Genomic DNA, 14,805 nt, shown 5'->3' with positions numbered 1-14,805 from the left:
GGTATTGCCGGTATAGATGAAGGTGTCATTAACATCCTGCAGCAGGCCGTAGGTGCTGTTCCCGTCAAAGGTGTTGGTCTGGCCGCTGATGTTGCCCGCATTCGACAGGCGCATACCGGTGGTATTGCTCACCAGGGTCGTCTGATTGAGGGTGACGGCCCCCGTGTTCCCCGCCACGCGCAGGCCATCACCAGCAATCTGGCGAATGGTACTCTGCTGGAGGGCGAGGGTGCCAGTGCCACTCTTGACCAGGCCTATACTATCCCAGTAGCCGCCATAGGCGATGGTGGCATGGGTCAGGGTTGCCGTCCCCGCATTCCGCACATAGAGGCCGCGCCACCAGTTTGGCGCGGGGGCATTCGCATCACCATTGTTGTTGGCATCCCCGCCAACGGTATCATCACGCCAGTCGGTGAAGAAGATCGGCGCTCCGGCGGTGCCCTCGGCGCGCAGACTGCCGTCCACCGAGAGGCCGGAGTGTTGCGCGAACTTGACCACGGTGTCGGGCAGGATCGTGAGCTCGCCGGTCGCCCCGACGGTCACACTGCCGCTGGCATAGAAGGAATAGGCCGGATCGAGGTTCCAGGTGACGGGCAGGGTGATCGTGCCAAAGTTGAGATAGACATCAATGCCGTTGTCGGCAAAGGTCGAGGTGTCATCAGCAAACGAGACATTGATGCCCAGATTGACGCCATGCCGACTATTGTTGCGGAAGGTGTTGTTGGCCGAGGTAAAGCTGCTCGCGCCTTCGGTGATGCGCAGACCGTCACCCGCGATGTTGCGGATGGTACTGTGCTGGAGGTCGAGGCTCCCAGAGCCCTTCTTGTCCAGGCCCATACTATCCCAGTAGCCGCCATAGGCGATGGTGGCATACTGCAGCGTGGCGGATCCCGCATTCTGCACATAGAGGCCCCGCCACCAGCCCGCCGCCTCCGTCGTGCCCGTGAAGGTGATCGGGTTCACCGCCGTCCCAACGGCGTTCAGTGTGCCCTCTACCCAGAGCCCCATATTCTGGGCGAACTGAACGACCACCCCCGACTCAATCGTCAGCGTGACGCCCGCAGCCACGGTGACATTGCTAGTGACCCGATATGGGCTATTCGCGAGCGTCCAGGTGGTATTGCTGTTGATCGTGCCGCTGACATCAACGGCGGTAGGCGGATATGTAACCGGCGTATGGGCTGTGCTCTCACGTGCTCTTGTCTCGCCGGTAACGCTGGCCGCCACTGGGCTACTGCTCAGGGCAACCAAGATACCCACACAGAGCAGACTCAACACAAAACGGGGGATACAACGCATAGCCATCGTGGTGTCTCCTTTGCACCACGTTGCATGTCGCCCCCGTTCAAGACCTACATTACCCTAGCATGTTTCGCTACGCTTGAAGTGCCGTTTGACCCCTGGGATTGGCATGCATGTGATACTGGTTTCAGACGATCATTTCTGGCGCTGGGCCCACCCCAACGCAGTCTCCCTCATGGTACCGCACCTGGTTCACAAAAAAGAAACAGTGTTGCAACCAACGGTTACAACACTATTATGTAAATAAAAATCGTTGTAACTTGCGAAAACCCGTTGGGGCACGGCGCCGCCGTGCCCCGACCATACCCCTATCGCGCAAGGAACGGCACAAAGACTCGCTGCGCACGACTCAAGACCAGATCAAGATCCGTCACTTCTGGCGGTACTCCAACCACCGGGCTTACCAGTGTGGTGTAACCAGTCGCCTCGACTCGTACATACCAGCAACCCTCCGACACATCCCACCCGTAATAACCCGTTGCATCAGTATGCTGGAACGAGAGCTCAGGGGCAACCGGGGTCAGTTCCGGGTTTACAATCGTGCCCAGATCCGTCGGTGCAGGTTGACTCCACGGGGCGTCAGCCGCCTTCGAAAGGTGTGATTCACACGTATTCGGACGGGTGTCCGTTGGTCCGGTGCGCGGCATCCAGCCCGGGACATGGAAGAGAGTCACGCGTGCGCCTACAACTGGTGCGCCTGTCTCGGCGTCACTCACGATCCCACTTGGATCATAAAGCACGATCTGACCAATCGGTAGCGTCCCATCATTGCCGTTACACGTGTAGGCTACAGTCAGCGTTCCGCTGCCAACATCATCGGCAGGAACGACGCCCTGATAGACGTCAGTATCAATCTTCTCCATGGGGTAACTGCTATCAGGCGGCGACAGGATCAACCGCACATCGCCAGGCTCTACGCCGCCAGGACAGGTAATCGTCACGGTGGTGGTAATGGCCGTCACATTGCCGCGTGTCTGCCGAATGCTGACGGTGCCATCTGGCCGGAAATCAACGGTGCCACTTCCCACTTCGACGGTTGCCGCTGGCGGGCGCGGGGTGTACATCACCGCATCAATGCCAGGACGTACGCTCCCCAGCGTCACCGTGACCGGGGTCGAAAATTCAGCCGCTACCTTATTATCGTAGTACTGCGGGACATAATAGTGCGTTGGGTCAACAAACTGCACCCGATAGTCAATCCCCCGACCGAGGCCGCCGAACTGATAGTTGCCGGCTGCATCGCTCGCGGTCTGACCAACGAGCAACCACTGCATTTCGCCGTGTCCGTGTGGGTCTTCACCCCCCAGCGCTCGATAGAGATGCACTTCTATCCCGGCCAGGGGACGCGCTGTTGCCCCAAGGTCAGCCGCGAGCCCCAAGAAGCCCCGCCCGGCGGCGCTGCTCTCTTCCGTCGTCACCTGCCCACTGATGCCGCCCGCATCAGCTCCACAGACAAGCCCGGTTCCTTCATAGATCTCAACATCCGCAAGCCAATCAGCGACTGGCCCACTCGCTGGTTCGCACCAACCTGTATTGTAAAAGGTCAACGGGGCCTCAAAATAGAAGATGCCGCTCTCCCCTAGTTTGGTCAGCCCGGTCAAAAACGCTGGCACTTCCCCGGTCAGGGGGTTATTGTGCAGATGCAGCGTGTCGAGGTTGTCCAGGTTACCGAGCTCGGTAGGCAGGCTTGCCAGTTCATTGTTATTCAGATAGAGACCCCGCAATTCGCTCAATGAGCCCAGGGTTGCCGGCAAACTGGTCAACCGATTCCCCGAGAGATCCATCCAGTCGAGTTGGCTGAGGGTGCCGATCGAGGCAGGCACACTGGTCAACTGGTTGTTGTCGACCCACAGAAAGGTCATGCGATTCAACTGACCGATGCTTTCAGGCAAGGTTGTCAATTGGTTGCGCGATATCATGAGCTGTGCGAGTTGGATCAGATTACCAAGATTCTCGGGCAACCCGGTGATCTGATTATTCGATAAAAAGAGATAATTGAGCTTACTGAGTTGACTGAACTCAGGCGGGATCGCGCCCTTCAGTCTGTTATTCGACAGGCTTATTTGACTCACATAATTCTCACCGGGTACGCACCAGATCCCGTGCCAGGTACAGGCTTCGGTGGTCGTCAGCCAGTTGGTATTATTCGTCCAGTTGGGGCCATCAGTTGCCTGGTAGAAAGCAACCAGCCCTTCACACTCTTCCTGTGAAACGTCGGTGACCGTTGCACAATCAAACTCCTCCTGCACGGTGCCGCCAGGAGGCGCAGCCAGCAGACTCATCCCGCCTGAAAGCAACAGGCTCAGCGCAAGGATCAAGCCAAGTTGCCGCATCCATTTCATGGTAGACATCATTCTTCCCCTTTATCTATCTATAGTGTGTCAACGAAGCTTCCCGCTATGTTGTCACCCTGAGCGCAGCGAAGGGTCTCAGGCGTCCCAATGGCAGGGATGCTTCGCCAGCATGGCCTTCTCATCATAGCGTCCTTTCAGGGGAAGATGAAAAAAGGTCTCCTTACACTTTGTTGTTATTTAATAATGCATGTAAAAAAACATGAAACAGATTTATCGCCTAGGAAAACTCGCCAAAAGTTCGCCATACGTGGTGCTTATGCCTCAGGCTTAGCTGCTGTCTTGGGGAACCTCTCTGGCATCTGCTCAAGGACAAAGAGGTTGCCTGCCACCACACAGAGCGGGATCGCGAAGAGATTGACCAGTGGGATCGAGACGAGCACAAAGGCAACGACCCCGAAACTCAGGCTGGCGGGCATCGTCGCACGAACGGTACCGAGCTTTTGGCGAAAGCTGAAGCGCCGCCGTTCCTGGGGCCCATCAAAAAAATCAAGGCATGAAAGCACGCTCCCCAGGCCCAACCATAGCGTGGCAAAGAGCCCCCCCCCTAGCCCCGGAATGAGCAACAGGGGCACCGTACAAAGCCACCCCACCACTAAAAGCAACAACTTCTTGCCTTCAAAAAGCAGCGCACGCCAGACATCATAGACCATCTCGGTGGCCCTAGGTTTCTCGAGGCGCGGCCGATCCCCAAGGATCATGCGCTCTAATTCTTCTGAAAGTTGGCTATACCAGGGGGCACCCAGCACCACTCCAAAACGCACCAGCAAAAAACCAATGACGATGGCCAACCCGACAGCCAGCACGACGCCGAGGATCGCCAGCACAACCCCGCTCAACACGGTGCTCTGGTCAAGCCGGGCCTGAAGTTGTTGCATCAAGACCACAAATAACCCCAGGTAGAGCAACGCTCCCACCACTAGATTGACTAGCATCGGGATCACGATATACCCCCAGAGGCGACGCGTCTGATTGATAAGTTGGAGTGCTCGGAAAGGATAGATTACGCCAGCCAGCAAGTGCATACAATCTCCATTTCTCTGTAACTCACGTCAGTATTGTGTATCATGACACTATCTGACGTGACGTGCAACTCGTGTGCCGGGACTTTTTTTCCTTCAGGAATAGCGTAACGTTTCCTCTTTGAGACCACCTGGAATGCAGCGTAATGCATTATATGTAAATCACAAGATCGTTGTACTGTAATGCAGAACACATCATTTGTGGCGTTATCTTCACATAACTCTGCTTATTGATGAGAGATGTTGCAAGCCGTTTGGTTGACACAAAAGCAAAGAGCGCTATAATAAGGAAAAGCTCTTTCCTGCACAGGGGTCCCCTAGAAGGTTATGAGGCATGGGACAGATTTTTCCCCGTAACGCCAATCTACTGGCCCGGCTGAGCATTTTTGCCAGCCTCCTGCTGATCGCCGAAATCGCCCTGATTACCGCCGTCTATTTCCGCTCCAACTATTTTCGACAGATTAATGTTGCTGTCGAGCAGCCAGTGGCCTTTAGCCACCAAATCCATGCTGATAATCTGGGCATTGATTGCCGTTACTGCCATGTCTCGGTCAATCAATCCTATTTTGCCAACATCCCGGCCACTGAGACCTGTATGACCTGTCACTCGCAGATTTTGACCTACAGCCCCAATATCGCACCCGTGGTTGAGAGCTATGAAACGGGTCTGCCCATCCTCTGGGAGACGGTACATAAGGTGCCTGATTTTGTCTATTTCAACCATGCGATTCACGTCAATAAGGGTGTGGGTTGCTCGACATGCCATGGTCAGGTCAATGAAATGCCCGTGGTCTGGCAGACTCAGGCCTTCTACATGGGTTGGTGTCTCAACTGCCACCGTAATCCGGAAGAGTATCTCCGCCCTCGCGACGAAGTTTACAACATGGAATATGTCCAGCCTGCCAATCAAACGGCACTTGGGCTGCAACTTGTCGCTGAGTATGGTGTGATGCATCCCGATCAGTTGACGAACTGTTGGGTGTGCCATCGGTAATTCTGAATCACCTTGGCATCCCCTCTGCCTCTGGGATGCCTTCTTGTTGGGAACTGTGAAGGTTGCACAAGAGCCTCAGGTTGAATGCTATGGTTCAACTTCCGTGAGCATTGTGGTGAAACGTAGGCCGTAGCTCAGACAATGTAGTTCCTCGTTCGGAAGGTGCTGGTACCTTCCCCTCGCCGAGCGATAAACTACCCAGAAGTAAAGCGACAGTGGCAATGACAAGCACCACCCCGAATTCTGACCTCGAAGCCATCCGCGAGCAACTTCGCTCGTCAAACGGCAAGCAGTTCTGGCGCTCGCTCGATCAACTCGCTGATACCCCTGAATTTCGCGAATTGGTTGAGCGTGAGTTCCCTCGTGGAGCGTCTGAGATGCCAGATCCGGTGACACGTCGTACGTTCCTGAAGTTAATGGGTGCGTCCCTCGCCCTCGCTGGGGTGACAGGGTGTACCTACATGCGTCCTGAACAGCTTGCACCTTTTGTGCAACAGCCTGAAGGACGTGTTCCGGGGATTCCGCAGTTTTTCGCGACAGCCGTAACCCTCAACGGGTATGCGTCGGGTGTGCTCGTCCGTTCGAACGATGGTCGCCCAACCAAGATTGAGGGCAATCCCCTGCATCCAGCGAGCCTCGGGGCCACCGATATCTTTACTCAGGCCGAGATTTTGACGATGTATGACCCCGACCGCTCGCAGACGGTACTCAATGCCGGTGCGTCGAGCAGTTGGGACGATTTTGTAGCTACCGTCAATAATAGCTTGGCAGCGCAGGGGGCTACCCAGGGTGCCGGTTTGCGTCTGTTGACTCCAACTGTAACCTCACCAACGCTTGCAGCCCAACTTGCGGCTTTCCAGGCCGCTTTTCCGCGTGCGCGCTGGTATCAGTACGAGCCAATTAATCGTGATAATGTCTATGAAGGGGCGTTGCTCGCTTTTGGTGAGTATGTCTCTACGCGCTACAACTTTGCGCAGGCAAATGTGGTTGTCGCCCTTGATGCCGATTTCCTGGCGCCTGGCCCCGGTTTCCTGTCCTATGCCCGGGCTTTTGTAGATGCTCGCCGGGTCACCAAAGCGAGTACCACGATGAACCGGCTCTATGTGGTTGAGGCTTCACCGTCAACCACTGGTGCGACCGCCGATCATCGCTTGCCCCTCAAGGCAAGTGAGGTTGCCGGTGTCGCTGCGGCGATCCTCGCTCGGCTTGGAACGGGCTCGGCCCCGGCGCTCTCGCCCGAAGCAACGGCGTTTGTTGATGCTGTCGTGGCCGATCTCCAGGCGCAGCGTGGTTCCAGTCTGGTGATCGCCGGTGATCAGCAGTCGCCTCAGGTGCATGCCCTCGCCCACGCGATCAATGCGGCCCTCGGCAATGCTGGTCAGACCGTGGTCTATACCGAGCCGGTTGAGGCCCGCCCGACCCGCCAGGTCGGTGAACTCGCGAACCTGATCAATGAGGTGAATGCTGGCCTTGTTGAGGCGCTCTTTATCTTCGGTGGCAATCCTGCTTATGATGCCCCCGGTGATCTGCGCTTCGCTGAGGCGATGCAACAGGTGCCCCTCACGGTGCATCATGGCCTCTTTGTCAATGAGACCGCGAACCTTGCGACGTGGCATGTTCCTGCGACGCATACCCTTGAAACCTGGAGCGATGCCCGTGCCTTTGATGGTACAGTCTCGCTGATCCAGCCGTTGATCGAGCCACTCTATGGCGGTAAGACCGTCCATCAGGTGATGGCTGTGCTCTTGCGGCAGCCCGAGGCCAGTGCCTACGATCTTGTGCGTGCCTACTGGCAAACCAGTGAGCTTGCGAATGGTAGTTTTGAGGCCTTCTGGCAGACTTCGCTTGCCAATGGGGTGATTAATGGCAGCGCTGCACCAACGGTGACGCCTGCGCTTCAACTCGGTGCGATCCCGTTGCCTGCCGTCGCTGAAGGTCTCGAGGTCGTTTTCCGCCCCGATCCTTCCATCTGGGACGGTAGCTATGCCAATAATGGCTGGTTGATGGAATTGCCCCGCCCATTGAATAAACTGGTCTGGGATAACGCAGCGCTGATGAATGCGAGCACTGCCATCCGCTTGCTCGGTCTGCCCTTCAGTGTTGATGACTTGCATAAGAGCGATGAGCTCGAACGTTCCAATGCGCTCGAACGACTCACGTCGGCGAATGGTACGGTTGTCACCATTGAGTATCGCGGTGGCACGATGCAGATGCCCCTCTGGATTACGCCTGGTCACGCGGAAGACTCGATTACGGTCACGCTTGGCTATGGGCGTACGGCCGCTGGGCGTGTCGGCGATGGCGTGGGCGTCAATGTCTATCCGCTGCGTACCAGTGATGCCCTCTGGTTTGGTACCGGGGCGCAGGCGGTCAATAGTGGGCGCAAGTACCAGCTTGTCTCGACCCAGAACCACTGGACGATGATGGAGCGCGATATTTACCGGGTTGGTGTCTTCGAGCGTTTCAAAGAAGATCCCAAGTATATTGCCAAGGAGGTCTATCAGCACCACTATGGCAAAGATACGCCCGGCCCTGGCACCGAAGGCTATATTGGCCTCCAGCCGGGGGTCGATTACACAGGCCGCAATGCCTGGGGGATGACCATCAACCTCAATGCCTGTATCGGCTGCAATGCCTGTATTGCGGCATGCCAGGCCGAGAATAATATCCCGGTCGTTGGCAAGGATCAGGTTGCCGTGGGGCGTGAGATGCACTGGCTGCGGATTGACCGCTACTTTGCGGGGGCGGATCTTGACAATCCCTCAACCTTCTTGTTACCACTGGGCTGTGTGCAGTGCGAACATGCCCCATGTGAAGTGGTTTGCCCAGTTGCGGCAACCGTTCATGACTATGAAGGGTTGAACAACATGGTGTATAATCGCTGTGTTGGCACCAAGTATTGCTCGAATAACTGTCCTTACAAGGTGCGCCGCTTCAACTTCTTCCAATACACTGACCTCAACACAGCTAGCTTCCAGTTGATGCGCAATCCTGATGTGACGGTTCGCAATCGTGGTGTGATGGAGAAATGTACGTATTGTGTCCAGCGTATCAGTGCAGTTCGCCAGGCCGCCAAACGAGCTGCGGTCGCCGCCGGTCAGCAGGAGTATGTGATTGAGGATGAGGCGATTGCAACGGCGTGTGAAGCAGCGTGTCCCACCCAGGCGATTGTTTTCGGTGACATCAATGATCCCGGAAGCCGTGTCGCGAAATGGAAAGCTGAAGGGCATAACTACAAGTTCCTGGGCTTATTGAATACCTTCCCACGTACGACCTATCTTGCTCGGGTGCGCAATCCAAATGCGGCTCTCGAACATGAAGATGATGAGCATGCCGGCTAGCGGCTAGGCCGGGGCTGACCAACCCCGGCTTTGTCCCCTGACCCAGTCTGGATCGTTTCACGTCCATATGGGTATGGCTGACGCACACGCTGGCCACCCTCCAGGATCGAACCTGATCCTGGCCGCGTTGTTCTTGCATGGCACTGCATAAGGCAGGCGGTGTCAGGCCAGCAGACCTAGTTTAAGGATAGTCATGGCACAGGCGCAACCCCTTCGCAACACGCCGCCGCCCGATCCGGGGGAGTCCTATCTCCTCCCTGGCGAGACGTATACGTCGATGACCCAGAAGATCGGCGATGTACCGCTCGTGAGTCCGCTCAAGACCCCGAAAGGGTGGTTGATTGGTTTCTCCATCTCTTTTGTCCTCTTGATGATCTTTTTGATGTCCGTGACCTGGTTGCTCTTCCGGGGCGTTGGTGTCTGGGGTATCAATGTTCCGGTCGCCTGGGGTATGGATATCATCAACTTCGTCTGGTGGATCGGTATTGGTCACGCTGGTACGCTGATCTCAGCGATTTTGTTGTTGCTGAACCAGGGCTGGCGTAACTCGATTAACCGCTTTGCTGAAGCAATGACGCTCTTTGCGGTCGCCTGTGCCGGTATGTATCCTATTCTGCACCTTGGGCGTCCGTGGCTTTTCTACTGGTTGATCCCCTATCCCAATACCCACGGGATGTGGCCCAACTTCCGTAGTCCGCTCGACTGGGACGTCTTTGCAATTTCGACCTATGCCAGTGTGTCGCTTGTCTTCTGGCTGGTTGGTCTGTTGCCTGACTTTGCAACGCTGCGCGATCGTTCAACCAATATCTGGGCCAAGCGCACCTATGGCCTCGCGGCGCTCGGTTGGCGTGGGTCGGCCCGCCACTGGCATCGCTATGAGATGGCTTCGCTGTTGCTGGCAGGGCTCTCAACCCCGTTGGTGGTCTCGGTTCACTCAATCATCTCACTCGACTTTGCCATTTCCCAGGTGCCTGGTTGGCAAGTCACCGTCTTCCCGCCCTACTTCGTTGCCGGTGCAGTCTTTGCCGGGTTTGCGATGGTGCTGCTCCTGATGATCCCGGTGCGCAAGATCTATGGCTTCGAGAGCTATATCACGATGCGCCACCTCGATGTAATGGCGAAGGTGATGCTGACGACGGGGATGATCGTCGTCTATGGCTACTTTATGGAAGTCTGGGCGGCACTCTATGGGGGCAGCGTCTTTGAAGAGTATTTGCTCTTTAACCGCCTGAATGGGCCGAGTGCCTGGGCCTACTTTGGCTTGCTCTTCTGTAATGCCGTGGCAATTCAGCCGCTCTGGTTCAAACGGGTACGTCAGAGCATTCCTGCCCTGCTGGTTATCTCGATCATTATCAGTATCGGGATGTGGCTTGAGCGGTATGTGATCATTGTCATCTCGCTTGAGCGTGATTTCCTTCCCTCATCGTGGGGGCAGTATGTGCCAACGTTCTGGGACTGGTCACTCTATCTGGGTACCTTTGGGCTCTTCTTTACCTTGCTCTTCCTCTTCATTCGCGTGATGCCGATGATTAATATCTTTGAGATGCGGCTTTTCCAGTACCAGGAGGAAGAACGACTCCATCGGACGTCGCATTCTTCACATACAGGCGGCGAAAGCAAGCCGGCTTCGGCTGACTGAGTGGCATGATGTCCTCAGGGGTGAGCACGTATTGCCCCTGAGGAACGTAATCCTAGCGAGAGTAGATTATGCAGAATCGCAGCGACATCTACGGCGTGATGGCAGAGTTCCAGACTCCTGCTGCGCTCATTGAGGCCACGCACAAGGCCAAGGCGGCAGGTTATAGCAAAATGGACGCCTATACGCCCTTTCCGATCGAAGAGGTTATCGAAGAAGTTGCCCCCGGCAATACTGGTATACCGCTCCTGGTGTTGATTGCTGGCCTTACTGGGGCCGCCGCCGGGTTTATCCTGCAGTATATCGGGAATATTGTTGATTATCCGTTGAATATCGGTGGCCGTCCGCTCGATATTTCTAACTGGCCATCAATGATACCGATTACCTTTGAGTTGGGTATCCTCTTTGCCGCCTTCACCGCCGCTATTTCGATGGTGGTGCTGAATGGCCTGCCGATGCCCTATCATCCTGCCTTCAATGCACCTCGGTTTGACCGGGCATCACAGGATGCCTTCTTCCTGTGCATTGAGGCGACCGACCCGTTGTTTGACCGTTCGCAGACATCTCAGTTCCTGCGCAGCCTTGGCCCGCTGCAGGTTTCTGAAGTTGCCCACTAGGGGGGCCACCATGCAGACGCTACGCTCCCGTTGTCCGTTGATGCTGACCCGTTTTGTTCGGTACGGTTGGCTTGTGCTCCTGGCTTTTGCGTTGACTGCTTGTCACCAGGATATGTATCAGCAGCCAAGCCTGCGTACGTATGAGCCGACCAGTTTTTTTGAGGATGGGCGTAGTGCTCGTCCACAGGTGCCTGGGACGGTTGCTTATGGCCAGGCCCGTACGGATGAGTATCTCTATACCGGTTTGATTGATGGTGTTGAGGGTGATGTGATGCCCTTTGCGGTCTCGCGTGAATTGTTGGAACGCGGCCAGGAACAGTATGATATCTGGTGCTCGGTGTGCCACGGTGTGGCTGGCTATGGCCAGAGTATGGTGGCCCAGCGGGGCGGTATTGTTCCGGCTAATTTCCATCAGCAACGCCTGCGAGATGCGCCGATTGGCCACTTCTACAACATCATTACGGTTGGGGTCTATCGTGGCGATCCTGCGGCTGGTGGCTATCAGTCAATGTACTCGTATGCCTCACGCATCGCGCCAGAAGACCGTTGGGCCATTGCCGCGTATATCCGCGCACTTCAGTTGAGCCAGAATGCCACGCTGAGTGATGTTCCGCCTGATCAGCGCAGCACGCTCGGTAACTGACGAGGCAGTATGCAGGGGTGGATGTCAGGGAGAACGCAATGCGGCCTCCATCACCCTGCCTCCGCCTCCTGTAGCCTGTATCCGGTCTTCTGTAGCGTAGAATAAAGGTTGAGTATGGCGACGACGACACTTTCTCGGTCTCAGGTTCCACAGTTGAACCGGCTTCAGTTGTTTGGAATCGGCGCGGCGGTGATTGGCTTGGCTTTGCTGGCGCTTGGCTTTTTCATCAATCCGCAAGTTTTTCTCGAGTCTTATATCTTCGGCTTCTATTTTGTGATGGCCTTCCCGCTTGGCTGTCTCGCCTTTTTGATGATCCAGCATCTGACGGGTGGGGCCTGGGGTATTATGAGCCGTCGTATGCTTGAAGCTGGGGCGCTGGCACTGCCAATCTTCTTTATCCTCAGCGTGCCGGTGGTGCTGACCGTCTATAACTTCTTGAATCTTGATCTTTTCATCTACCAATGGTCTGACCCCAGTGTGGTGACGCCAGGTGGTGAGAATTTTGATCCGCTGGTTGCCCATAAGGTGCCCTGGCTCAGCCCAGCATGGTTTGCAGCCCGGATGGTTATCTACTTTGTGATCTGGAGTGTTCTGGCGCTGTTATTGCGCACTTGGTCGCTTCAACAGGATCGTGGGGCCAAGAGTCTGGTGATGGTTGACCGGATGCGCAAACTCAGTGGCATTGGCACCGCCCTTTTTGTGATGAGTGTCACCTTCTTTGCGCTGGATGTTGGCCTTTCACTCGATGCCCACTGGTACTCGACCATGTATGGTGTGCATTATATGGTCAATGCCGGGCTCGGGACGCTTGCCTTTATCATTCTTGCCCTGACCCAGATCCGCCATACGGCCATCTTTGAAGAGCATGTGCCGATCAAGCCGATCCACGATCTGGGCAAACTGCTCTTTGCCTTTACAATCCTCTGGACATATGTCTCTTTTGGGCAGTTTGTGATTATCTGGTCGGGCGATGTCGCTGAATTTACCCCCTGGTATGCGCGACGCATTGATGGCGGGTGGGTCTATGTTTCGTTGCTGTTGATGGCGCTTTCGTTCTTTGCGCCGTTCCTTGCGCTGCTGAGCCGTGGCAATAAGCGAAACTTGAACCGTCTTGCGCAGATTGCGCTGGTGATCTTATTTATGCGTGTCGTTGATATGATCTGGGTTATTTTGCCTGAGTTCCACGCACAGGTAACGCAGATTAGCTGGGTGAACCTGGCCGCACCGGTTGGCCTCTTTGGGGTCTGGCTGGCGATCTGGGCCTGGAATATGCAGCGGGCCGCGCTGCTGCCGCTCAACGATCCTCAAATGGACTCGTTGCACGCCGGAGGGCATCATTAGTTATGAATTACCGCTTTTCTCCTTCTGTTCAGGACGAGCCGCAGTTGCCTTCGGCAGGTCGTTTGATGGCTCTGATGTTGACCGTCTTTGTCATTGTGAGTATTGCTGTCCTGCTGGCGGGCCGCGTGCCGTTTGTGCCGAGCGCGGATCCGATTTCTGGCCCTAGCTACCGTGATTATGTTGGGCCTGATCAAACCCTGCTGAGCAGCTATGGCTATACACTCGAAGGCAATGTCCATATCCCGATTGACCGGGCGATGGAACTGATTGCTGAGCGTGGTTTGCCTACCCGCGATGCGCCGGTTGCGAACCCCTAGCGTTGTCTTTTATCGCCGTACGACACGAAAAACTGCCAGCAAAGCTGGCAGTTTTTCGTGTCGCATGACCTACGTTGTTAGGCGTGATAGCGAATTGGCATCCCCTGGTCGCGGTGCAGTTCGTTCTGGGCGACGAGATATTCGAGGTGGGCGAGGGTTTCGGCAAGCGCAAAACGCTGTTCGTGTGGGCTAAAGCGGTCGTATGGGAAGACCCGTCCGACGACGTCGTAGGCGGTGGCAGTTGTGTTGCTGACGGCGCTGCGCATAGCGTCGAGCCGCAGGTCGTGGTGGGACTGAATGGCGCTGATGCGCTCGGGCCAGTTGTTGATCAGGGTTTTGTGGCCTGGTAAGGCGAGGGCGACCTCAAGCTTGATCAGGTCATCGAGTGAGCGCAGGTACCGCCCCAGTGGATCTGGCTCACTGGTCGGCCAGACGCCGATGTGTGGCGTGATCTTGTTGAGTACCTGATCACCACAGAAGACCAGCCGTTCCTCGGCGGCGTAGAAGATCAACTGGCTGTCGCTGTGCCCCGGTGCGTAGATCGCTTCGCATGCGCGTCCGCCCATCATCAGCGTGCTGCCTGGTTCCAGGGGGGTTATGGTTGGCATTGGCTGCGTTGCGGCACGGAGGCGGGCCAGCGCGACCTCGATGGGTTCGACGTTGCTCATTGGTACGCCGTGAGCCTGTAACAGGGGGATGATGGGATCCTGTTGATCTACGGGCAGGCCCCATGAGAGGTGCGCCAGTTCGCGTTCACGCGGGGCCATCAGGACTGGTGCCCCAGTCAGTTCTTGGAGCCAGCCGGCCATCCCAAAGTGATCCGGGTGATAGTGTGTCACGACAATCTGGCGAATGGCGACAGGTTCGATCTTCAGTGCTTCAAACGTTTCCCGCCAGGCTGCTTCGCCAGCCCGTGTATGCAAGCCCGTGTCGAGAATTGTCCAGCCATCCTCATCACGCAAGAGGTAGCAGTTGACGCTGTTGAGGGCAAAAGGTAAAGGGAGGGCGACAAGATAGATGTTGGGCGCAACTTCGTGAAAGGGCATCTTGATTTTCCTATGATTCGGGTGCGTCAAGGACGATGATACATGGTGTTAGTCTACCATTTCTGCGCAAGCGAAGGAATGGTTCCAGTGCGATTGCATCATACGAAATCGGATACAACGGGGCACCCGCAAGGGGTGCCCGTACCGGGGCGGGGCACCCGCAAGGGGTGCCCGTACCGGGGCGAGGCCGCATCC

11 protein-coding genes are annotated in these 14,805 nt (G+C 56.1%); 7 read left to right on the top strand and 4 right to left on the bottom strand.

Annotated features, from left to right (window positions below):
- The 3 genes from A9Q02_RS00935 to A9Q02_RS00925 form a co-directional block, all read right to left on the bottom strand.
- A partial coding sequence (locus A9Q02_RS00935; RefSeq protein ID WP_141508634.1) for a right-handed parallel beta-helix repeat-containing protein occupies window positions 1-1,305 on the bottom strand: 1,305 nt, incomplete at its 3' end.
- A gap of 305 nt (window positions 1,306-1,610) precedes the next feature.
- The gene (locus A9Q02_RS00930; protein ID WP_097650469.1) at window positions 1,611-3,644 is read right to left on the bottom strand and encodes a leucine-rich repeat domain-containing protein; all 2,034 of its coding nucleotides are present in this window, start codon (window positions 3,642-3,644) and stop codon (window positions 1,611-1,613) included.
- Between the two features lie 266 nt (window positions 3,645-3,910).
- Window positions 3,911-4,678: an EI24 domain-containing protein gene (locus A9Q02_RS00925; RefSeq protein ID WP_097650468.1), complete on the bottom strand. Its 768-nt coding sequence runs from the start codon at window positions 4,676-4,678 to the stop codon at window positions 3,911-3,913.
- A 331-nt stretch (window positions 4,679-5,009) separates the two neighbouring features.
- On the opposite strand from A9Q02_RS00925, the gene A9Q02_RS00920 reads away from it, so the two are divergent.
- The 7 genes from A9Q02_RS00920 to A9Q02_RS00890 all read left to right on the top strand — a co-directional run bounded on the left by A9Q02_RS00920 (window position 5,010) and on the right by A9Q02_RS00890 (window position 13,564).
- Window positions 5,010-5,669 carry a cytochrome c3 family protein gene (locus tag A9Q02_RS00920; RefSeq protein WP_097650467.1) on the top strand — a complete coding sequence of 220 codons (660 nt, stop codon included), beginning with the start codon at window positions 5,010-5,012 and terminating at the stop codon, window positions 5,667-5,669.
- 221 nt (window positions 5,670-5,890) lie between these two features.
- Window positions 5,891-9,010, top strand: a complete 3,120-nt coding sequence (locus A9Q02_RS00915) for a TAT-variant-translocated molybdopterin oxidoreductase (protein WP_097650466.1) — start codon at window positions 5,891-5,893, stop codon at window positions 9,008-9,010.
- Between the two features lie 193 nt (window positions 9,011-9,203).
- Window positions 9,204-10,649, top strand: a complete 1,446-nt coding sequence (nrfD, locus tag A9Q02_RS00910) for an NrfD/PsrC family molybdoenzyme membrane anchor subunit (protein WP_097650465.1) — start codon at window positions 9,204-9,206, stop codon at window positions 10,647-10,649.
- Between the two features lie 68 nt (window positions 10,650-10,717).
- Entirely contained in the window at window positions 10,718-11,263 is a 546-nt protein-coding gene (locus A9Q02_RS00905) for a DUF3341 domain-containing protein (RefSeq protein ID WP_097650464.1), read from the top strand.
- 10 nt (window positions 11,264-11,273) lie between these two features.
- Window positions 11,274-11,906: a c-type cytochrome gene (locus tag A9Q02_RS00900; protein ID WP_097650463.1), complete on the top strand. Its 633-nt coding sequence runs from the start codon at window positions 11,274-11,276 to the stop codon at window positions 11,904-11,906.
- A gap of 114 nt (window positions 11,907-12,020) precedes the next feature.
- Complete coding sequence (locus A9Q02_RS00895; protein WP_097650462.1) at window positions 12,021-13,247, top strand: hypothetical protein; 1,227 nt, start codon at window positions 12,021-12,023, stop codon at window positions 13,245-13,247.
- Window positions 13,248-13,249: 2 nt separating this feature from the next.
- On the top strand, window positions 13,250-13,564 hold the full coding sequence (locus A9Q02_RS00890; protein ID WP_097650461.1) for a hypothetical protein: 315 nt from the start codon (window positions 13,250-13,252) through the stop codon (window positions 13,562-13,564).
- Between the two features lie 77 nt (window positions 13,565-13,641).
- Here A9Q02_RS00890 and A9Q02_RS00885 read toward each other — a convergent pair whose 3' ends face one another.
- On the bottom strand, window positions 13,642-14,610 hold the full coding sequence (locus tag A9Q02_RS00885; RefSeq protein ID WP_097650460.1) for an MBL fold metallo-hydrolase: 969 nt from the start codon (window positions 14,608-14,610) through the stop codon (window positions 13,642-13,644).
- Window positions 14,611-14,805 lie beyond the last annotated feature (195 nt).

This window comes from Candidatus Chloroploca asiatica (assembly GCF_002532075.1).
GTDB lineage: Bacteria > Chloroflexota > Chloroflexia > Chloroflexales > Chloroflexaceae > Chloroploca > Chloroploca asiatica.
This window is presented reverse-complemented; position numbering and strand designations above follow the sequence as displayed.

Coding starts and splice junctions, on each gene's coding strand:
- A9Q02_RS00890 (WP_097650461.1), top strand. CDS start 13,250: ATGAATTACCGCTTTTCTCCTTCTGTTCAGGACGAGCCGCAGTTGCCT.
- A9Q02_RS00920 (WP_097650467.1), top strand. CDS start 5,010: ATGGGACAGATTTTTCCCCGTAACGCCAATCTACTGGCCCGGCTGAGC.
- A9Q02_RS00900 (WP_097650463.1), top strand. CDS start 11,274: ATGCAGACGCTACGCTCCCGTTGTCCGTTGATGCTGACCCGTTTTGTT.
- A9Q02_RS00895 (WP_097650462.1), top strand. CDS start 12,021: ATGGCGACGACGACACTTTCTCGGTCTCAGGTTCCACAGTTGAACCGG.
- A9Q02_RS00915 (WP_097650466.1), top strand. CDS start 5,891: ATGACAAGCACCACCCCGAATTCTGACCTCGAAGCCATCCGCGAGCAA.
- A9Q02_RS00905 (WP_097650464.1), top strand. CDS start 10,718: ATGCAGAATCGCAGCGACATCTACGGCGTGATGGCAGAGTTCCAGACT.
- A9Q02_RS00930 (WP_097650469.1), bottom strand. CDS start 3,644: ATGAAATGGATGCGGCAACTTGGCTTGATCCTTGCGCTGAGCCTGTTG.
- A9Q02_RS00925 (WP_097650468.1), bottom strand. CDS start 4,678: ATGCACTTGCTGGCTGGCGTAATCTATCCTTTCCGAGCACTCCAACTT.
- nrfD (WP_097650465.1), top strand. CDS start 9,204: ATGGCACAGGCGCAACCCCTTCGCAACACGCCGCCGCCCGATCCGGGG.
- A9Q02_RS00885 (WP_097650460.1), bottom strand. CDS start 14,610: ATGCCCTTTCACGAAGTTGCGCCCAACATCTATCTTGTCGCCCTCCCT.